Origin of the sequence: Brevibacterium sp. Mu109 (assembly GCF_900169375.1) — a bacterium.
GTDB lineage: Bacteria > Actinomycetota > Actinomycetes > Actinomycetales > Brevibacteriaceae > Brevibacterium > Brevibacterium yomogidense_A.
This window is the reverse complement of sequence record NZ_FXZF01000015.1, coordinates 57,678-76,755: the sequence shown is the minus strand read 5'-3', so window position 1 is coordinate 76,755 and position 19,078 is coordinate 57,678. Positions and strand designations below refer to the sequence as shown.

16 protein-coding genes are annotated in these 19,078 nt (G+C 71.9%); 7 read left to right on the top strand and 9 right to left on the bottom strand.

Annotated features, from left to right (window positions below):
* Positions 1–53: 53 nt before the first annotated feature.
* Both BSP109_RS10540 and BSP109_RS10535 read right to left on the bottom strand, forming a co-directional pair.
* Positions 54–698, bottom strand: a complete 645-nt coding sequence (locus BSP109_RS10540; RefSeq protein ID WP_101600493.1) for a hypothetical protein — start codon at positions 696–698, stop codon at positions 54–56.
* Between the two features lie 6 nt (positions 699–704).
* Positions 705–1,883 carry a coenzyme F420-0:L-glutamate ligase gene (locus tag BSP109_RS10535; RefSeq protein ID WP_101600491.1) on the bottom strand — a complete coding sequence of 393 codons (1,179 nt, stop codon included), beginning with the start codon at positions 1,881–1,883 and terminating at the stop codon, positions 705–707.
* 483 nt (positions 1,884–2,366) lie between these two features.
* On the opposite strand from BSP109_RS10535, the gene BSP109_RS10530 reads away from it, so the two are divergent.
* The 3 genes from BSP109_RS10530 to BSP109_RS10520 are packed head-to-tail and all read left to right on the top strand — an operon-like array spanning position 2,367 to position 7,143.
* The gene (locus BSP109_RS10530; protein ID WP_087009306.1) at positions 2,367–2,627 is read left to right on the top strand and encodes a WhiB family transcriptional regulator; all 261 of its coding nucleotides are present in this window, start codon (positions 2,367–2,369) and stop codon (positions 2,625–2,627) included.
* A complete protein-coding gene (locus BSP109_RS10525; protein ID WP_101600490.1) occupies positions 2,624–5,689 on the top strand; it encodes a hypothetical protein in 3,066 nt (1,021 codons plus the stop codon). Before BSP109_RS10530 ends, BSP109_RS10525 begins: the two co-directional genes overlap by 4 nt.
* Positions 5,686–7,143 carry a DUF5719 family protein gene (locus tag BSP109_RS10520; protein ID WP_101600488.1) on the top strand — a complete coding sequence of 486 codons (1,458 nt, stop codon included), beginning with the start codon at positions 5,686–5,688 and terminating at the stop codon, positions 7,141–7,143. The genes BSP109_RS10525 and BSP109_RS10520 overlap by 4 nt, the downstream gene beginning before the upstream one ends.
* 22 nt (positions 7,144–7,165) lie before the next feature.
* On the opposite strand, the gene BSP109_RS10515 is transcribed toward BSP109_RS10520, so the two are convergent.
* Positions 7,166–7,546, bottom strand: coding sequence for a metallopeptidase family protein (locus BSP109_RS10515; protein ID WP_101600486.1), 381 nt, complete (start codon positions 7,544–7,546; stop codon positions 7,166–7,168).
* 73 nt (positions 7,547–7,619) lie between these two features.
* Here BSP109_RS10515 and BSP109_RS10510 point away from each other — a divergent pair, with 73 nt between their 5' ends.
* From BSP109_RS10510 to ahcY, 3 genes are read left to right on the top strand one after another with little or no spacing between them, the layout of a single operon-like run.
* A complete protein-coding gene (locus tag BSP109_RS10510; protein WP_257944654.1) occupies positions 7,620–7,976 on the top strand; it encodes a DUF3499 domain-containing protein in 357 nt (118 codons plus the stop codon).
* Between the two features lie 23 nt (positions 7,977–7,999).
* Positions 8,000–9,490: a phosphomannomutase/phosphoglucomutase gene (manB, locus tag BSP109_RS10505; protein WP_257944653.1), complete on the top strand. Its 1,491-nt coding sequence runs from the start codon at positions 8,000–8,002 to the stop codon at positions 9,488–9,490.
* A gap of 5 nt (positions 9,491–9,495) precedes the next feature.
* Positions 9,496–10,986: an adenosylhomocysteinase gene (ahcY, locus tag BSP109_RS10500; RefSeq protein WP_087009305.1), complete on the top strand. Its 1,491-nt coding sequence runs from the start codon at positions 9,496–9,498 to the stop codon at positions 10,984–10,986.
* 183 nt (positions 10,987–11,169) lie between these two features.
* Here the strand turns inward: ahcY and BSP109_RS10495 are convergent, their stop codons facing one another.
* On the bottom strand, positions 11,170–11,988 hold the full coding sequence (locus BSP109_RS10495) for an RDD family protein (protein WP_256970202.1): 819 nt from the start codon (positions 11,986–11,988) through the stop codon (positions 11,170–11,172).
* Between the two features lie 128 nt (positions 11,989–12,116).
* Between BSP109_RS10495 and BSP109_RS10490 the strand changes: the two genes are divergently transcribed.
* Positions 12,117–13,112 carry a stage II sporulation protein M gene (locus BSP109_RS10490; protein ID WP_087004917.1) on the top strand — a complete coding sequence of 332 codons (996 nt, stop codon included), beginning with the start codon at positions 12,117–12,119 and terminating at the stop codon, positions 13,110–13,112.
* Between the two features lie 20 nt (positions 13,113–13,132).
* On the opposite strand, the gene BSP109_RS10485 is transcribed toward BSP109_RS10490, so the two are convergent.
* The 5 genes from BSP109_RS10485 to BSP109_RS10465 form a co-directional block, all read right to left on the bottom strand.
* Positions 13,133–14,425: a DUF58 domain-containing protein gene (locus tag BSP109_RS10485; protein WP_101600481.1), complete on the bottom strand. Its 1,293-nt coding sequence runs from the start codon at positions 14,423–14,425 to the stop codon at positions 13,133–13,135.
* Between the two features lie 70 nt (positions 14,426–14,495).
* A complete protein-coding gene (locus BSP109_RS10480) occupies positions 14,496–15,875 on the bottom strand; it encodes a MoxR family ATPase (RefSeq protein ID WP_087004912.1) in 1,380 nt (459 codons plus the stop codon).
* Entirely contained in the window at positions 15,872–17,134 is a 1,263-nt protein-coding gene (locus BSP109_RS10475; RefSeq protein ID WP_101600479.1) for a DUF4350 domain-containing protein, read from the bottom strand. The genes BSP109_RS10480 and BSP109_RS10475 overlap by 4 nt, the downstream gene beginning before the upstream one ends.
* Positions 17,131–17,889, bottom strand: a complete 759-nt coding sequence (locus BSP109_RS10470; protein WP_101600477.1) for a DUF4129 domain-containing protein — start codon at positions 17,887–17,889, stop codon at positions 17,131–17,133. The genes BSP109_RS10475 and BSP109_RS10470 overlap by 4 nt, the downstream gene beginning before the upstream one ends.
* The gene (locus BSP109_RS10465) at positions 17,889–19,031 is read right to left on the bottom strand and encodes a hypothetical protein (protein WP_101600475.1); all 1,143 of its coding nucleotides are present in this window, start codon (positions 19,029–19,031) and stop codon (positions 17,889–17,891) included. Before BSP109_RS10465 ends, BSP109_RS10470 begins: the two co-directional genes overlap by 1 nt.
* Positions 19,032–19,078 lie beyond the last annotated feature (47 nt).

Here is a 19,078-nt window from a genome sequence, read left to right as displayed (position 1 = left end):
GGGTTTCGTCCGCTAGGCGGAGAGGACTGCATCGAAAGCGCGGAGGGGAGCGCTCAGTCCGTCTGGCGGAGGACGACGAGCCCGTGGAGGAGACCCGCCAGCACCCGGCCCCAGTCGGCGGCGGAGCGGGGCGCCTCGGTGACGACGACCTCGGCGGCGGGTGCGTCGGTCGTGCCGGCGGTGGGCTCGGCCAGCCGGGCGAGCGCGGCCGACTCCGTCGTGGAGGCATCGCCGAACGACACGGTCTCGACGGCTCCCACGGGCGCCTCGTCGGGGTGGGTGCGCAGGGCGGTCGCGTAGTCGATCGTGTCGACCGGCGCGTCGACGCTCAGGGCGAGCGGGGCGACCGGGAAGACGAAGACCTCGTCGGCGGAGTGGGTGACGGGGTCCTCGGCGCGGTGCTCGGAGGCGAGTGCGGCCCAGTCGCCCTGCGGCTCCTCCTCCGCCACGATGCGCACGCACGCACCCAGCGACCACGCTGCGAGGACGCCGGACAGCGCGCGCCAGTGCAGGCCGGCGGAATCGACGACGCCGAGGTCCAGGTCCGGCCCGACCTCGGATTCGGCCAGCAGGCCGTGCGCCTTGTGCGCCCAGTTCGCGAGCACGGGGCCGGTGAGTTCGAGGGAGGCCCCGTCCGGGCCCTCCCAGCGCAGGACCGGACGGCGGAGTGCGGCGAGTGCCGCGAGGTAGGTGCGCACGGGGTGTCAGCTTCCTGTCGGTGTGGGGGCGAGTTCGATCCGGACGTCTGCACCGCCGGGGATGCCGGAGTCCTCCCAGATCCAGTCCGTCTCGCAGCGGAGGTCCTCTGCGGACAGCGCCGTGGCGATGCGCTCGATCAGTGAGCCCAGGCCCACGGCCGCCTCGACGAGGGGATGCCCGGACGATTCGGACCGCGCGGTCTCCGGGCGCGGTCGGACGCGGATCGAGGACCCGGATCCGGTCAGCGTCAGCCGCCACCCCGCCTGGCCCGGAGTGCGCGGGGAACCCCCGCGGGCGACGGCCAGCGCGCGAGTGGCGCGGGCCAGGATGTCGTCCGAATCGTCGCCGGACGGCGGCGTGATCCCGGGGTCGGCCGGGTCGACGCCCAGCGCCGTCCACGCGGCCTCGACGTGACCGGTGCGGAACCAGTCGTCCGACAGCGGGCGGGACAGCCCGGCTGCGCCCGGTCCGGCGTCGGTGACGACCTCGCTCACGCCGCGGACGATCGCGACGGGACGTCCGCGCGCGGAGCCCTTCACCAGATCCGCCGCCTGCGCGATCGCATCAGCCACAGCCCGCACAGTCACCTGCTGAGGGCGGCCCGCGTCGTCCGGCTCTCCGCGCTGGGAGTCGAGGGGGTCGATGCCTGCGCAGCCCAGGACGAAGTCGGAGACGCCCACCCGCCACGGCCGCGACGTGGTGTCGGAGACGAGGACGCCCAGGCGCACGCCGAAGCGGTGGGAGAAGGCATCGCGCAGGCGCGCGGCGGATGCGTCCGGGTCCTGCGGGTGGAGGAGGACGTCGTCATCCCCGTCGGTGTTCGACTGGTCGAGTCCGGCGGCCGCCTGGACGGTGCCGGACGCCGTGCGCACCACGTTCACCGTGACGCCGGAGGAGTAGCGGCGGCGGACGACAGTGTGCCGCGAGTGCGCATCGACCAGGCGCTCGAAGTCCTGCCGGGTCGCTGCGCGAGCGAGCGAGTTCTCCGCCTTCGCGACGACCTTCGACGCGACGACTAGGACGTCGCCGTCCTTGAGGTCGAGCCCGCTTGCGGTGATCGCGCCCCCGATCTCCCGTCCGAGGTCCGTTCCCGGGCCGATCCGGCCGATCCCGGGCACCGCGTAGGCGGTGAGGAGGCGGCTGGATTCGGCCCTGCGGTGCGGCGCGGAGGGTGAGGAGGTCATGGGTCCATCGTCGCAGACGCAGAACTTCCGAATACTCACAGCATCACATGTGCGCCACAGGTTGTGGTCTCACATGCTGAGTTCCACCACATGTAGTGGAAGCGATGCGCGAATGAGTGTGAACCTCTCGAACAGCCGTTCGAATGGCCCGAATGATACCCGTCGACGGCTTGACGGATGGGTAATGACACACGTGTAATTTCAGTATGAGTCGGACGCGTCGGGCAGGTCAGTCGGCGCAGAAGACGACAAGGGGGAAGACTCGTGACACCAGCACACAGAATGATGACAGCAGCAGGAATGAGCGCGGTACCGCAGACGCAGCCGCCTGCCGTACCGCTGCGCGAGAGCGTGGCGGACAGAGCGGCGGTCGACTGGTTCGTCGACCCGGGGACCGGGGAGCCGTCGTTCGTCAGCGACCCGCTCGACCTCGATCCCGTCTCACTGTCGCCGCGCGCCCCGGGAGGAGACCGCGGGGAAGCGGTGTCCCCCCTGTCGCTCCTGCTGGGCGGCTCCGGGGACGGCGACCTCGCATGGCAGGACCAGGCACTCTGCGCGCAGACGGACCCGGAGGCGTTCTTCCCGGAGAAGGGCGGCTCGACCCGCGAGGCGAAGAAGGTCTGCTCGTCGTGCGACGTCCGCTCCGAATGCCTCGAGTACGCGCTGTCGAACGACGAGCGCTTCGGCATCTGGGGCGGGCTCTCCGAGCGTGAAAGGCGCCGCCTCAAGAAGCAGGCGGGGTGAGCCTTCGCATCACCGCCGTCGTCGGCACCGATGACGGCGCAGACCTCCGGGGTGCCCGCGCGTCAGCGGAGATCCCGGGGGTTTCGTCTGTCCTCCGGGCCTCGGCTCGCGACACCGCCGAGACGGTCGACCGCGCCGTGGCCGACGGCGCCCAGTGGGTCTGGCTCCTGGGCTCCCGCGACGAACCGGCTCCGGACGCGCTGTCGAGGCTGCTCGACGTCGCGGGGTCCGGCGACGCCGTCGGGCTGGTGGGGCCGCGGCTGCGCGTCTCCGATTCTGATCGCCTGGCCTCCGCCGGAGTGACGACGACCGCACGGGGCCTGCGTGTGAACCCGGTGTCCCCGGGCGAGGTCGACCAGGGTCAGTTCGGTCGGACCGAAGACGTCTACGCCGTCGACCTGCCCGGAGCGCTGATCTCCGCAGAGGTGATCGCCGCCGTCGGCGCACCCGCGGCCGCGCTGTCCACGTCGTATCGCGGGATCGAGTACGCCCGCCGCGTCAGGGCCGCAGGATTCCGCGTGGTGCTCGCCCCGCGCGCCGAGGTCGTCGTGCCCGCGCAGACGGCCCGCGCGCTGCTGTCCTCCCCGCGCCCGCCGCGCGCCGTCGCAGACGTGCGCGCCGAGCATCGCTACCGGCTCTCCCGCGTCCGGTCCGCTGCGGCCTGGCGCACGAGCATCGTGCTGTTGTTCACCGCGCTCGCGGCCGCGTGCGGCCGCCTCCTGTCGAACGATCCGCGTGGTGCTGGCAACTGGTTGGGCGCCGCACGCCGGATCGGTCTCGACCGTCGCGCCGTCGCGCACCTGCGCCGCATCAGTCCCGTCACGGAACCCGCCCCCGGACTGCTCGCGACGCGCCAGCGGCTCGACACGGCGCGCAGGGAGCTGCGTGAGACCGGCGCCGACGGCACAGCGGCGTGGTGGATGGGGCGCGGCACCGCAGGCGCGGGCACCGCGGACGGGGCGCTCGCCGTGGGCGCCGATGAAGCACTCAACACGGGGGAGGAGCTGCAGTCCTTCTCCGGAATGGACGTCGGTCCGCGCCGCAGCGCACTCCTGCACCCCCTCACCGGCGTCCTCCTGCTCACGTCGCTCGCCGCTGTCCTCATCAGCTGGCGGCTGGTGGGCCCCGGATCCCTGACCGGCGGCGCGATGCCGCGCCTCGATGTGGGCTTCGGGGAGGCGCTGGGACGAGTGCTCGGCCTCCACGACGACGCGGGGCTGGGATCGCGCACGCCGGCGGACCCGCTCCTGAGCGTGCTCCTCGTGTGGTCCCTGCCCTTCCTCGGGAACCTCGACCTCGCCGTCCGCGTGCTGCTCATCCTCGCGCTGCCCGCCGCGGCTCTCCTCACCTACGTCACCGCGTCCCGCTTGACGCCCCGTCCGAGCATCCGCGCGCTGCTGGCACTCGTGTGGTCGGCCTCGCCGGCCTTCGTCGTGTCGCTCGTGGAGGGACGGGTCGGCGCCGTCCTCGCGTGGCTGGTCCTGCCGGTCTTCGTCCGCGCCCTCCACTCCGCGGTCAGCCGGCGGTCCATCGAGGCGTCTGCCGCCGCCGGACTGCTGCTGGCGATCGTCTGCGCCGGGATGCCGATCCTCCTGGTCCCCGCCGCCGTGCTCGTGATCGTGCTCGTCGTGCGCACCCGTGCGCTGCGGCTGCTCTGGGCGCTGGTCCCCGTGCTCGCGCTCACCGGCCCGTGGCTGGTCGCGGCCGTGCGCCAGCCCGATGCGCTCCTGACGGACCCGGGCGCCGTCCTCCCGTACCCCGTCGCCCGCTCGTGGATCCTGGCCCTGGGATGGCCCGAGGTGCCGGTCTCCCAGGCACTCGCGGGCACCGGCGCTGCTCCCTGCATCGTCCTCATCCTGGTCGTCTCCCTCCCGCTGGTCATCGCAGCCGGCGCCGCCTACTTCCGCCGCGGCGCACCCGACGACCTGATCATCGGGTCGACCGCGCTGACGGTGCTCGGCCTCTGCCTCGCGATCGCCCAGTCGATGACGGCCGCAGGGCTCACCGCGCACCGGCTCGTCGCCGCCTGGCCGGCCGCGGGGCTCGCCCTCTTCACCCTGGGGCTGTGCGGCCTGCTCGCCGCCTCGCTGATCCGGGCCCCCGGACGCCGGGGCACGACGTCCGCACTGCCGTCCCGCAGACGGTCGCGCACCGTCGTCATCGCGGCCGCCGGCTCCGCCGCGCTGGTGCTCGCCGCGCTGTCGCTCGACGCATCGGTGGGCGGCACGGAGGTCGAGCGGACCGCTGACGATCGCCTGCCCGTCTTCGCGGGGGAGCGGGCGAGCGGCCCCCTCGCCCAGCGCACCCTCATCCTCGACGCCGCCGATGACGAGGTGACGGGGCGCATCGTGGGTGCCACGGGCGGGACGGTGCTGGAGTCCTCGACGCTCACGCGTGCCGCGCAGCTGCACGGCTTCGGGCCGCGTCGCGTCCCCGTCGCACTGGACCCCGCTGACACCGCTCTGGCGGGCGCGGTCGGTCGCCTCACGGCCGAAGGCGGGGGCGATGCGGGAGAGGCCCTGTCGGCACTGGGCATCGGCTTCGTCGTGCTCACCGGAGACGACGGCCCGGCCCTCGACGACGCCACCCGCAGCGTGTCGGGTGCGACCGGGCTGACCCGGCTGGGCACCGCTGACCAGGGACTCCTCTGGCAGGTCTCCGATGCGGGCGCCGACGATCAGGACGATGACGCTGCGGACTCCGGTCCGTCGGAGCAGGACGGGACCGAGGTCGCGTGGGCCAGGGTCGTGGACGCGGAGGGGCGCAGCGCACCGGTGCCCGTCACGGACGGCACCGCCGAGATCCCCGCGGGCCCGTCCGGACGACTGCTCGTCCTCGCGGAGCGCGAGGGCGTCACGAATGCCGCGATCGACGGTGACCGACTGGCCGCCGGTGACCCCGTCCAGGGGTGGGCCCAGTCGTTCCTGCTGCCCGAGGACGCCGTGACGGTCACCTTCAGCGCGACCCCCGCCTGGTACCGCGCGGTGACTGTCGCGGGCTGGGTGCTCCTGCTTGTCACTGCCGTCGTCTCCGTGCCGATCGGTCGAGGGAGTCGCCGATGAATGCCATCTCGAAGTCCGCCGCGACCTTCGTCGGGATCGCAGTGCCCGGCGTCCTCATCGCGGTCACCGCGTTCGTCGCGCCTCTGCCCAGCGGTTCGGGGGCGCGCGGTCCGGAACAGGTCCGTCTGCCCGCCTCAGCCACGACCGCCGTCTGCCCCGGCCCCCTGTCGCTGGCCGACGACGCCGCGGGCACCGACGAGGAGTTCGAGGCCGCAGAGGCGCCCACCACCGTCGCCCGCGCCGTGAGCGCGTCCATGACCGCACCGGACGGTTCGCAGGGCGCTGCGGGCATCGACGCGGCGGTGCTGGGCGGAGACGACCTCTTCGCGACGGACCCCGGCGACCCGTTCGTCACCGGCGCCGACGGCATGGGCGCCCCCGTGCTCTACACCGGCACGCCGGCCGGCGAGAGCCCCGCCCTCGTGTCCGCCGTGCAGACGGCGGATGCGGATTCCGGCGACTACGCGGGCCTCGCCGCGCTCAGCTGCTCCGAGCCCGTCACCCGCGCGATGTTCTCAGGTGCCTCGACGATGGCGGGTGAGGACTCCCGCCTCCTCATCGGCAATCCGACTGACGCGCCGGTCACGGTCCGCGTCTCGCTCACCGGCGAATCCGGTCCGGTCCCCGTCGCCGGAGAGGATTCGCTGACCGTCCAGCCGCACTCGATGCGGACAGTCGTCCTGGGTGCGCTCGCGGAGGGCGTGCCCGTCGTGGGAGCGGAGGTGACCGCCGAGGACGGTCGCGTCACCGCCGCACTCCAGCACATCCGCCGCGACGGGCTGGATCCCCGGGGGATCGAGTACGCCGCGCCCGAGGCCCCGGCCTCCACCCGCGCGGTCGTCCCCGTCGGCACGGGGGGTGCGGTCCGTCTGCGTGTGTCCAATCCCAGCGACACCGCCGTCACCGCCCGACTGGGCGCCCACTCCGCGGACGGCCCGGAAGCCCTGCCGACGGGATCCGTCGCGATCCCCGCGCACGGGACTGCGGAGGTGGACCTCGGAGAGGTGTCTGCAGGCGACGTGATGATCGAGGCCGACACGGACATCTCCGCCACCGCCTCCGTCACCGTCGACACGGACGAGGGCCAGGACGTCGCCCACTACCCGGGCGTCGAGGCGCTGGGGGGCACCCAGCTCGTCGCGCTGCCGACGGACGAGAGGGGCGGTCCGCTGGGCGGAGACCTGGTCCTCGCGGCGGGGGAGGGGAGCGTGGACGTCGTCCCGGTCGGCGCGGACGGCGAGCGGGGAGACGCGCGCACGCTCGATCTCGATCCCCAGCGCGCTCTCGTCCTGGGACTCGCCGACTTCGGCGACGCGCGGGCGCTCGAGCTGCGCAGCACGACGGACGACGCGTTCGCGACGGTCGCGGCGCGGAGCGATTCGGGTGCGAGCGCCGTGGGCATCCCCGCGCCCCCGCAGGGCGTCGGCTACCAGGACGTCCGCCTCGAACGATGACCGGCTGCGGCCCGACGGGACGTCAGCGGGGGCGCAGCTCGTCCGGGTCGCGTCCGCACAGCAGTGCCGCCTGATCGGCGAGGACATCCGCGATGAGGTCGGCCAGGTCCAGCTCGTCCGTGCAGCGCTGCGCGATCGGCAGGCGGTGGAGCACGATGACGGCGGGTTCGTCCCGCGTCGCCGGCAGGACACGCCCCAGCTCCACATCCGCATCCACCGGTGGGATGTCATCGACCGTGAGGACCACGGAGTCCAGTTCGCCCTCGACCCGCAGCCGGATGTCGGCCAGGAGGATCGCCGCCACGCGGGCGAACTCCTCCGCCCGGCTGCGCACGGCGGGGACGGGCGCGTGGAAGAGCAGCGGACTGCGACCGTGACGGTCGTGGCGGCGCGACGGGGACATGGCTGGGAGTCTATGCGGTCGTCGGCCGTGGGGTGCTCGAACGGAGGGCTCTCCATTGGGTAGACTGCCTGACGTGTCAGGAGTACGTCTGTGTGCAAAGGCCGGGTGCGGCGTCACTGCCCGATTCACGATGACCTACGTCCACGCGGACGCCACCGTCGTCGTCGGCCCCCTCGCCACCCGTGCCGAACCGGGCGCCCTCGATCTCTGCCGACACCACGCCTCCCGCATGACCGCGCCCCGCGGATGGGAGCTGCTCCGCCTCGACATCGGTGAAGAGCAGCCGGAGCGCTCACGCGATGACCTGCTCGCGATCGCAGACGCGGTCCGCGAAGCCGCACGGCCCCGCCGCGAACCGCAGCCCCCCGCGGACCTGCCGTCGGGCCCGGGACGCGGACACCTGCGGATCATCGCCGGGAACGGGGAATGATCGACGCGCAGGGTGTCCCTGACGTGACTGATGGCGACAGCCCCGTGCGTGAGGCGAGGCGCGCCCGGTTCGACCGGGTGCTGGGAGCGTATGACCTGCGCGGCCGGATCGGCTCAGACCTCGACGACGATCTGCTCTACGCGCTCGGCTTCGGCGCGGCTCGCGCGTTCGGCGCGCAGGGCGCGACCGAGGTCGTGATCGGCTGCGACATGCGCCCTGATTCCCCGCGGTTCGCGGAGTCGGCTGCGGCAGGCGTGATCGCCGGCGGTCTGCGAGCGCGCTTCGTGGGACTGTGCTCGACCGACCAGCTGTACTTCGCATCCGGGCTGTGGGACCTCCCCGGCCTCATGGTGACCGCCAGCCACAACCCCGCCGACTACAACGGGGTGAAGGTGTGCGGCGCCGGTGCGACGGGAGTGTCGCGCGACCAGGGCCTCGGCGAGATCCGCGATGCGGCGGTGGGCGCACCGCAGCGTGTCGACGACGACGTCGCGGTGGCCGTCGATGACGCCGCGGCTCGCGACCTGGCAGCCGCGTTCGCGCAGAGACTGCGGGACCTGACCGGACTGGACCGGCTGCGCCCGGTGCGCCCTCTCACGATCGTCGCGGACGCCGGCAACGGGATGGCCGGGAAGCTGCTGGGCGAGGTGTTCGGCACGGACGCGGGCCTGGAACCCGTCCCGTTCGACGTGATCGGCCTGTACACGGAGCTGGACGGCACCTTCCCCCACCACCCGGCGAACCCGCTCGAGCCTGCGAACCTCCTCGACGTCCGCGACGCGGTCCGCGCGCAGGATGCGGACCTGGGCCTCGCATTCGACGGGGACGCCGACCGCTGCTTCTTCATCGACGGCGCGGGCGAGGTCCTCTCCCCGTCCGCGATCGGTGCGCTCGTCGCAGAGCGCGAGATCGCACGTGCCCGCGGCGAGGGGGAGGAGCAGCCGGTCGTCCTCCACAACCTCATCACCTCGCGCATCGTGGCGGAGACGGTCGAGGCATCCGGAGGACTCCCCGTGCGGACCCCCGTCGGCCACTCGCGGATCAAGCAGCTCATGCGCGAGCACGACGCGGTGTTCGCAGCGGAGCACTCCGCGCACTTCTACTTCCGCGACTTCTACTCCGCGGACTCCGGCATGCTCGCCGCCTGCCACGTGATCGCCCTGCTCGCGCGGACGGAGGACTCCGCGCAGGACCTCGTGGCCCGCCGGGAGCGCTACGTGGCCTCGGGAGAGATCAACTCGACCGTGACGGATCCGGACGCCGTGCTGGCGGACTTCGCCGCGCGGGCCCGGACCGGTGAGTTCGGCGACGGCGAGGTCGTGGAGTTCGACGGCGTCTCGCTCGAGGGCGACGACTTCTGGTGCAATGTGCGCAGATCGAACACGGAGCCCCTGGTCCGCTTCAACTGCGAGACTCCCACAGCGGAGCGCACCCGCGCACTCACGGACGCCGTGCTCGCACGCGTCCGCTCACAGAACACACCCGGAACCGAACCCGAATCCCCTCGGAGGTAAGAACGATGACGAAGCAGTCGGCGGTCCTCGCCGATCACGACCACCGGATCGCGGATCTCACGCTCGCAGAGGCGGGACGTCACCAGATCCGCCTCGCGGAGCGGGAGATGCCCGGTCTCATGAGCCTGCGCGAGGAGTACGCGGGGGCCAATCCGCTGGCAGGCGCACGGATCGCCGGCTCCCTGCACATGACCGTGCAGACGGCCGTGCTCATCGAGACGCTGGTCGACCTGGGCGCAGACGTCCGCTGGGCGTCCTGCAACATCTTCTCCACACAGGACGAAGCGGCTGCGGCCGTCGTCGTGGGCGACGGTACGCCGGACGCACCGACCGGGGTCCCCGTCTTCGCGTGGAAGGGCGAGACCCTCGACGAGTACTGGTGGTGCGCCGACCAGATCTTCCGGTTCCCGGCGATCGGCGACACCCCTGCGGGCGCGAACCTCATCCTCGATGACGGCGGCGACGCGACGATGTACCTGCTCGAGGGCGCTGCCGCTGAAGCCGCCGGCGGAGTCGCCGACGACGCCGAGGACGACCCGGACGAGCTCAAGGCGTTCCGTGCGCGGCTGCGCACGTCGCTCGCCGAGGAGCCGGGCCGCTTCACGCAGCAGGCGCCCCTGATGCGCGGTGTGAGCGAGGAGACGACCACCGGCGTCAACCGCCTGTACCGCCTCGCGGAGGAGGGCCGGCTGCCGTTCCCCGCGATCAACGTCAACGACGCCGTCACGAAGTCGAAGTTCGACAACCGCTACGGCATCCGCCACTCGCTGCCGGACGGCATCAACCGTGCGACGGACGTCCTGATCGGGGGCAAGATCGCCCTGGTGATCGGCTATGGCGACGTGGGCAAGGGTGCGGCAGAGGCGATGCGCGGCCAGGGTGCACGCGTCATCGTGAGCGAGATCGACCCGATCTGCGCGCTGCAGGCCGCGATGGACGGCTACCAGGTCGTCACGACGACCCAGGGCGTGGAGACCGCGGACTTCGTCATCACGACGACGGGCAACTCTGCGGTCCTGTCGGTCGAGCAGCTGCAGGTGCTCAAGCCCGGTGCGATCGTCGGCAACGTCGGTCACTTCGACGATGAGATCGACCTGGCGGGGCTCGCGAAGATCCCCGGCGTCACCAAGGTGGAGATCAAGCCGCAGGTCCACGAGTGGACGCTGCCGGCGGCCGAGGGGACCGGTCGTGAGTCGACCAGCATCATCGTTCTGGCGGAGGGGCGCCTGCTCAATTTGGGCAACGCGACGGGCCACCCCAGCTTCGTCATGAGCGCCTCCTTCACCAACCAGGTCATGGCGCAGATCGAGCTGCACACGGGCGTCGCGGAGTACACGAACGACGTGCACCGCCTCCCGAAGGCGCTCGACGAGAAGGTCGCGCGGCTGCACCTGCCGGCGCTGGGCGCCCAGCTGATGGAGCTCACGAAGGAGCAGGCGGAGTACATCGGCGTGGACGTCGCCGGGCCGTACAAGCCGGATCACTACCGCTACTGAGTCACGACCCCTGCCCCCCCTCTCAGTGCTCGAGTGAGTGCAATCCGGCCCCCGAGAGCGCTCTCGGGGGCCGGATTGCACTCACTCGAGGGAATGGTTCCTGTGGAGTGGCGCGCGAGGGCTGGTCGTGGGGAGGGTCCGCGTGAGCTGGCAGTGCGGAAGGTGCGCGGGAAGGGTGCTTGCTCAGTGCAGGCGGAGACCGTGGGGGAGGGTCCCGACCCGACTGCGGAACGCGGCGGCGGTCGTGTCCGTCCGGCGCTGGCGCTCGACGTACTCCGACCGGGTGCGGACGATCACAGCCGCGAGGAACATCTCCGGTGTGGTCCCCGCCGGCGGCGCAGGGGCGATGTACGGGTTGAGCTCCTCCGCGAGTTCGACCGCCCGCGCGTGGCGGGATTCAGGCGTGCGCTGGGACGCGGAGGACAGGAACTGCACGATGCGGTGGTGGAGTCCGGCCGGCAGCGGGGAGACGTCCGCCTTCGGGGTCCAGCCGTAGAGGTGAGGGTGCAGGACGATCTGATCATGCCGGGGACGGGTCGCACGCTCGCTCACGGCCAGGGTGCCGGCGAGCATGTCGCCCAGGCGCTTGCTGCGACTGGACAGCAGGCCCACCAGCGCGGCGATCGACCCGCCCGTCGCGAGCACCTCGAACTGCCAGAGGAGCGCACGGATGAGGGCGTGGCGGAAGCTGATCGCGCCCCCGTCGTCGCGGACCACGCGCAGTCCCAGGGCGAGCTTCCCCAGTGAGCGGCCGCGCATCAGCAGCTCGACGGCACACGGGATCGCGACGGTCGTGAAGACCGTCAGCAGGATCGCGATCGATGAGGCGACGAGGTCCCACTGGAGCTGGGCCTCGGACAGGATCCACGTCGCGCAGATGAACAGCGCGACGTACACGATGGTGTAGGCCACGGCGTCGATGACGGCCGACAGCGCCCGGGCGGCGTAGTGGGCCGGTTGGACCCGGAGGGCGACGGCCTCGCCTGTCACAAGCACGCTCATGTGCTCCATCGTCCCATAGGGGCAGGGCTCCGGTGACCGTGCGCACCGCGGTGACGCGACGGCGCGGACTGCGGTGACGCGACCGTGCGGACTGCGGTGGCAGGGCGTCGCCTGGGTAGGGTGGGGGCATGGATCCCGCTCTCCTCGCACAGCTCCACGGACCCCAGTGGATGCACCTGGAACAGCTGGCGAAGAAGGTGCGGCTGAACCCGGCGGAGGCGTCGGAGTTCCTCACCCTCTACCGCGCGGCGTCGAAGGATCTGTCGCGGATCGTGACCGTCGCACCGGACTCGGAGACCGCCGCCCGCCTCTCCGTGATCGTCCACCGCGCGCGCACGCACCTGTCGTCGATCCCGCGCGGTCCGATGTCCGCGTTCGTGCGCTTCGCGGTGCGCTCGCTGCCGGCCTCCCTCTACCGATTGCGATGGATGTTCCTGGGCGTGACGGCCTTCTTCCTGGGCAGCGCCGTCGTCGCCGCCGTGTGGGCCCTCAACACGCCCGGCGCGCTCGATGCCCTCATGCCCCCGGCGCAGCAGCAGGCCTTCGCCGAGGACGAGTTCGTCGACTACTACAAGGAGAATCCCAACTCCGTCTTCGCCCTGGGCGTCTGGACGAACAACGCCTGGATCGCCGTGCAGTGGATCGCGCTGGGGATCACAGGGATCTACGTGGTCTTCGGGCTGCTCATGAACGGCGTCAACGTCGGATTCTCCGCCGCCGTCATGTACGCGCATGACTACGAAGCGGACTTCTGGTCCTACATCCTGCCGCACGGGATCCCGGAGATCACGTGCATCCTGATCGCGGCGGCCGCAGGCCTGCAGATCTTCGTCGCATGGGTGATCCCGCGGGCGATGACCCGCGGGCAGGCGCTCGCGAAGGAGGCCAGGTCCCTCATGACCGTGGCGGGAGGACTCGTCTTCTTCCTCTTCCTGTCCGGACTGGTCGAGGGCTTCATCACGCCGAACCCGCTGCCCGTCTGGCTGAAGATCTCCGTGGGCGTGGGCCTCACGCTGGGGATCTTCGCCTACGCGACGCTGCTGGGCCGACCCGTGCTGATGGCGGGCGGCGACGGCGACCTCGAGGAGGAGCGCGCCGGCTACCGCACGGTCGTCGCCTACTGACGCAGCCGCCGTCTCCCGGATCAGAGTCGGCCGGAGGACTTCAGCATGATGTAGAGGTCCGCGAGCGCCGGCGGCAGATCGTCGGGTGATTCGTGCACGGAGTGCACACCCAGACCGGACAGCGCGTGGATGAGGGACCGGGACTCCAGCAGCTCGCGCTCCGCGGCCGCGGCGGTGTACACCTGCTCCGTCGTGAAGCGGGCAGACGCCATGTCCTGGAGCGCTGGATCCGCCACGGACGCGATCGCGACCATGTGACGACGGGTGAGGACGGGGAGCGCGGGCAGCAGATCCTCCGCGATCGTCGCCGGATCCAGCGCCGTGACGAAGACGACGAGCGCGCGGTGGGAGGTGACCCCCATGACGGCGGAGACGATCGTCCCCCAGTCCGCCTCGAGCAGCTCCGGAGTGATCGGCGTGATGCGGTGCATGAGATGGTCGAGCGAGGCCATCCTGCCGAGCGGGCCGACGCGTGCGCGGACGCGTGCATCCGCGACCAGCACGTCCACGCGGTCGCCCGCACCGGCGGCGAGGCCTGCGAGGAGCAGCCCCGATTCGATCGCCGCGTCGAACGCGGTGCCCGTCCCCACGTAGCGGGCGGACAGCCGGGACGAGTCGAGGACGATGATGACGCGACGATCCCGTTCGGGCCGGTACGTCCGCACCATCACCTCCTGCGCACGTGCCGTCGCCCGCCAGTCGATGGAGCGGACGTCGTCGCCGCGGACATACTCCCGCAGCGAATCGAATTCGGTGCCGGCGCCCTTGAGCATGACCGCAGTGCGACCCTCCAGCTCGCGGAGCCTGCGGAGCTTCGACGGGAGGTGCCTGCGGGAGTGGAACGGCGGCAGCACGGTGATCGCCGCCGGCACCTCGACGCTGCGCTGACGGGCGACGAGCCCGACCCACGAGGTCGACCGGACCGTGATCCGGTCCGCGCGCAGCATCCCGCGCCGTGTGGGCCGCAGCACGGTCGTCCTCTCGTAGGGGGACCCGGGCCGGACCGTCGCGCGGAACCGGTTGTCCTGCGCACCCGCGGTCGGCGCCCATGCGTCGCGGACGAGCAGGCGACGTGCACGCCGTCCGCTGTTCGTGACGGTGAGGACCGCGTGTGTGTCCTCGCCCAGCCGGATGCGCGGTCCCGGGGTGCGCTGGAAGCCGAGCGCGCGGATCCCGGGAGCCGCCAGCCAATCGAGCAGCCCGATGATCGCGAGCACCCCGAGCAAGACGAGGAACGTCGTGCCCTCCGGACGCAGCGCGATGGGCACCGCGGCGATCGCAGTGAGGACGAGGAAGCGCCAGGTCAGTGCCACGGGCGGCCCCCGGTTCGGAGCGCAGCACCGGGCAGGGCCTGCGGTGAGATCGACGGCATGGAGGAGGGACTCACCGTGGGACGTTCACCGATTCGACGATCGAGGCCAGCACCCGGTCGATGTCGGCCCCCTCCATCTGCGCTTCGGGGCGCAGGGCGATGCGGTGGCGGAACGTCATCGGCACGAGCGACTTCACGTCGTCGGGCGTGATGTAGCCGCGGCCGGAGAGCCACGCCTTCGCCTGAGAGGCCGCGAGCAGGCGGGTGGCACCGCGCGGCGAGACGCCCAGTGCCAGCGAGGGGGCCTGACGCGTCGCCTGGACGATGTCGACGATGTAGGCGATCACCTCGGGCGCGCAGTGCACCTGCGCCGCCCGGTTCCCCGCCCGCAGGAGCTCCTCCGGCCCTGCCACGCGGGCGATGCCCGCGTCTCGCAGCCGGTGCGCGTCGAAGCCCTCGGCGTGACGCGTGAGGATCGAGAACTCGGTGTCGCGGTCCGGCAGTCCCAGGACCAGCTTGAAGAGGAACCGGTCCAACTGGGCCTCCGGCAGCGGATACGTGCCCTCGTACTCGATCGGGTTCTGCGTCGCGGCGACGAGGAACGGCGGGGCGAGCCGACGCGATGTCCCATCGACGGTCACCTGACGCTCCTCCATCGACTCGAGGAGTGCGGACTGCGTCTTGGGCGGAGTGCGGTTGATCTCGTCGGCGATGAGGAGGTTGGTGAACACCGGGCCCTCGCGGAATGAGAAGTCCCCGGACTTCGCGTCGTAGACCATCGAGCCCGTGATGTCTCCGGGCATCAGATCGGGGGTGAACTGCACACGCTGCGAGTCCAGGTCGAGGGACTGCGCGATCGAGCGCACGAGCAGGGTCTTCGCCACGCCCGGCACCCCCTCGAGCAGGACGTGACCCTGCACCAGCAGTGCGAGCAGGATCCCCTCGACCGCCTGGGTCTGCCCGACGACCGCCTTGCCCGTCTCCTCGCGCACGCGCAGCAGGACCTCGCGCAGCTGAGCGTCCTCGTCCGTGAGCACGAGCGATTCCGCCGGTGCCGGCGCATTCACCCCGTCGCGCGGCGGCGCGAACTGTGCGCCGTCCGGGTTCACGGGAGCCTGGACCGGCCGCCCCTGCGGCGAGTGTTCGCCGTGCAGGCTCTGCGAGGGATAGGCCCCTGACTGACCCTGCGGGGGATGGGCACCCGGCTGGTTCTGCTGGGTGTGGGCGCTCTGCTGGCCCTGCTGGTGCGGCTGCGGGTAGGTGCCCGGCCGACCCTGCTGTGCTGGGTATCCCTGGAGACCCGGCTGGCCCTGCTGCGTCGGATGTCCCTGGGGACCCGGCTGGCTCTGAGTCCCCGGCTGGGCCTGGGAATCCGGCTGGCCCTGGGGACCGTGCTGGCCCGGCTGGCCGTGCTGGCCCTGGGGACCCGGCTGCGGAGGGGGAACGGTCATAGGGGGTCGACCTCGCTCTCGATGGTGGTGATGTCGATGGAGATGCGGATGAGCGTCTCGTCGTCGTGGGGCTGGTCAGTGAGCAGGACGGCCTCCGCCCAGGCCGGATCGAGCCCGGACTGGGCAGCGGCACGAGCGACGACCTCGGCGGCGGGTGCGTCGGGCGGCAGCGCGAGGCGGCGGCCGATCCGCACGAGTGCGGCGGTCCGCAGGTCGGCGAGCGCCTCCGCACGGGCCTGCGACCGCTGAAGGAGCGCGCTGCGACCGCGCACGGTCTCTGCGGCGGGCACGATCACGGGCAGCGGCTCGATCGCGAGCGGACCGAGCCTGCGGCCGTACACCAGCAGCGCGACGAGGACGACGGGCAGCGACCACAGCAGAGCCGCCACCGCCCACCGGGGGAACAGCCACGTGGGCGATCCGCCCGCGCCGCCCTCGTCACCCTCGACGGGCTGATCGGACTGGACGGGGTAGTAGTAGGTCAGCGGTTCGTCGGTGCCCAGGACGCCCGCGACGAGCGACATGTGCCCCTCCTGGGCGAGCGTGCCGTTCGCGAACCACTGCGTGGAGCCCATGACGGTGAGGGTCCCGCCGGCGTCGCCGTGGGGGACCTGTGCGTACACGCCGTGCGGGACGACGTCGCCCGAGTCCGCGCCGTAGCAGAAGGTCGAATCCGCGGGCTCTGAGCTCGTCGAGAAGTATTCGTCCCCGGTGTCCTCGTGGCGCACGTTGCCCGCGGTGTTCGCGATGTCCGCCTCGCAGTTCGGAGCGCGGCGCGACGGGGGCGCACCCGCACCCTCGCTGAGGTAGTCGTAGAGCAGGGCATCGGTCCAGACCTCGACCTGCTGCTCCGGTGCGATGAGCACGATCCGTGCGCCGGATGCGGCGGCGCGGGCGGAGAGGTCCTCGATCGCGGGATCCGACAGCGTCCAGTCGGCCGCGTAGATCGCGACCGTCTCTCCCGCGTCCACTGCCGCGCCGGCCTCGCCCAACGATTCGGTGGTGGTGAGGTCCCGCCCGTGGTCGCGCAGGACCTCGACGAATGCGCGGCCGCCGCTGTCCTCGGTCGACTCGTAGTGCAGCGGCGACGTGTTCTCCCCGCCCTGGACGAGCACAGTGACGATCGCGGCGATGAGCACGACGATCGCTGCGACGACCCACAGGGCTGAGGACCGGGCGAGGCCGCCGGCACGTGCGAGGACTCCCTGACCGGTCGCGGACCGGGTGCCGCGGATCGCGACGTCGGTCTGCGCGCTCATGCGCCACCGCCCGAGGTGCCGGTCGGCTGACCGTCGCCGGCGCTCGATCCGATGCCGGCGGCGTGCGGGGCCGAGTCCGTCGGTGTTGAGTCGATCGGCGCGGGTGCATCGGAGGTGATCCGTGCGTCGAGTGCTCCCGCGTCCTCCCACGCGGTGCGGGTGACGCGGCTGCCGGAGAAGGACACGTCGTCGAAGAGGGTCGCGAGCCGGGTGAAGGCATCGGCCGCACGGGGGAGTGCCGCGCTGGAGGCGGCCGCGAGCTCCTGTGCCGTCGACGCGCGGTCGATGACGATCCGCTGCGCGTTCGCCTGCTCCGCGAAGACTGCTCGGACCAGGTCCTGCACCGCGAGCCGCCAGTTTTCGGCCGCCGCGGCCTCGGCGGCCGTGCGACGCAGCGCGACGGGGTCGAGCTGCGAGCGGAACACGGGCTGGCGAGCGGCGACGTGCTCCAGGCGCACGTTCGCGCTGCGGCGGGTCCACCACACTGCGAGCACGATGAGCGCGATCACGGCGAGGACCAGCACGATCGTGAGCGCCGGGGACTCGATGCCGGTCGCGGAATCGAGCATGTCGGCGAAGAAATCGCTGATGGCCCGCCCGATCCGCTCGAATAGGGTCATGTCCGCTTCTCTGTAGAGGGGATCCGACAGCTCGTCGCGGGCCCACTGCTGCCCCTCGTCACGGTCCGGCTGGGCGAGGAGTGCGGACTGTGCCTGTGCCTGCGACGGTAGGAGGGGATCCGTGCCTGCGGGCATCAGCGCGGACCTCCCGCACCGCTGAGATGCGCCAGCGGGTCGGTGGAGTCCACGGTCCGCGCGGCGGCCGCCTCCTCGAGCTCCGCACGGTGGAGCAGGACGAGGTCGTATCCCTCCCGGCGCATGCGCCGATCGAGGTACACCATCGCGACGACTCCGCTCAGGAACGCGAACATGAGCGCAGTCGCGCCGATCGCGACGGCTCCGATCGCGACGCCCATCCCGATGCCCAGCGCGATCCCGGCGAAGGCCGCAGCACCGGAGCCGCCGTCGAGCGACAGCACGACGAAGACGAGGATGAAGACGAACATGAGCACGAACAGGATCGGGGTCAGGATGAGGCTCACGACCTGTGAGGACAGGAAGTAGGACAGCGCGAGCTGGCCGAAGGACTTCCAGAACCCCCTGCGTGTCAGGTCCCACGACCGCTTCAGCGCCGCGAAGACGCCCAGGTCCTCGACGGCGAGCGCGGCGCCTGCGAGCGCGGACTTCGTGAAGAGGTAGGCCGTCGCGGCGACCCACAGGGCGACTCCCAGTGTGGCGACGAGGACGCCGGCCGCCGGAGACAGCACCAGCAGGATGAGGCCCGGGGCGACGAGGACGCCCAGGACGAGGACGTGGGCCGCGAGGCACACGACGCACAGCAGCACCAGCCGCAGCCGGCGGCCGCGCAGGGCACGCCACACGGCGGACAGCGTCGTGCGCTCACGGGAGAACGCCGAATCGGCCGCGACCGCGGCGAAGGCGGACAGCAGCTGGACCAGGGAGAGGATGAGGAAGGAGGCCGCCACGGACACGGTCTGGATCACGATGTTGAGTCCGATCCCCGCTTCGGGGTTCTCGAGCACGCGTCCGATGAATCCGGCGTTCCCCACGACGAGCGCGGTGAACGCGAGGCCCGCGGCGAGGGTCACGAGCGTGTGGACGATCATCGCGATCCCGAACGTCGCGCCGGGAGCGAAGCGGAGCAGGCGGAACCCGCCGTCCATGGCCTCGAAGAACGTGAACGGCCTCTTCGGGAGCGTTCCGGGCTGGGGCGCGGGCATCCACTGCGCGGGCGGCCTGGCGCCGCTGCGAGCACGGAGAGTGCCGCTCGCCCAGTCGACCTCTGTGCCCCACACGGAGTGCTGCGAGGTGGTCACACACACCTCCCGGGCAGTCCGTGCTCACTGTGTCGGCTGGTCATCGG

Excerpts from the sequence above, each read along its gene's own strand:
- BSP109_RS10480 (WP_087004912.1), bottom strand. The coding sequence starts at position 15,875 with ATGACCGTTCCCCCTCCGCAGCCGGGTCCCCAGGGCCAGCACGGCCAG.
- BSP109_RS10535 (WP_101600491.1), bottom strand. The coding sequence starts at position 1,883 with ATGACCTCCTCACCCTCCGCGCCGCACCGCAGGGCCGAATCCAGCCGC.
- BSP109_RS10515 (WP_101600486.1), bottom strand. The coding sequence starts at position 7,546 with ATGTCCCCGTCGCGCCGCCACGACCGTCACGGTCGCAGTCCGCTGCTC.
- BSP109_RS10495 (WP_256970202.1), bottom strand. The coding sequence starts at position 11,988 with ATGAGCGTGCTTGTGACAGGCGAGGCCGTCGCCCTCCGGGTCCAACCG.
- ahcY (WP_087009305.1), top strand. The coding sequence starts at position 9,496 with ATGACGAAGCAGTCGGCGGTCCTCGCCGATCACGACCACCGGATCGCG.
- BSP109_RS10475 (WP_101600479.1), bottom strand. The coding sequence starts at position 17,134 with ATGAGCGCGCAGACCGACGTCGCGATCCGCGGCACCCGGTCCGCGACC.
- BSP109_RS10490 (WP_087004917.1), top strand. The coding sequence starts at position 12,117 with ATGGATCCCGCTCTCCTCGCACAGCTCCACGGACCCCAGTGGATGCAC.
- BSP109_RS10520 (WP_101600488.1), top strand. The coding sequence starts at position 5,686 with ATGAATGCCATCTCGAAGTCCGCCGCGACCTTCGTCGGGATCGCAGTG.
- BSP109_RS10470 (WP_101600477.1), bottom strand. The coding sequence starts at position 17,889 with ATGCCCGCAGGCACGGATCCCCTCCTACCGTCGCAGGCACAGGCACAG.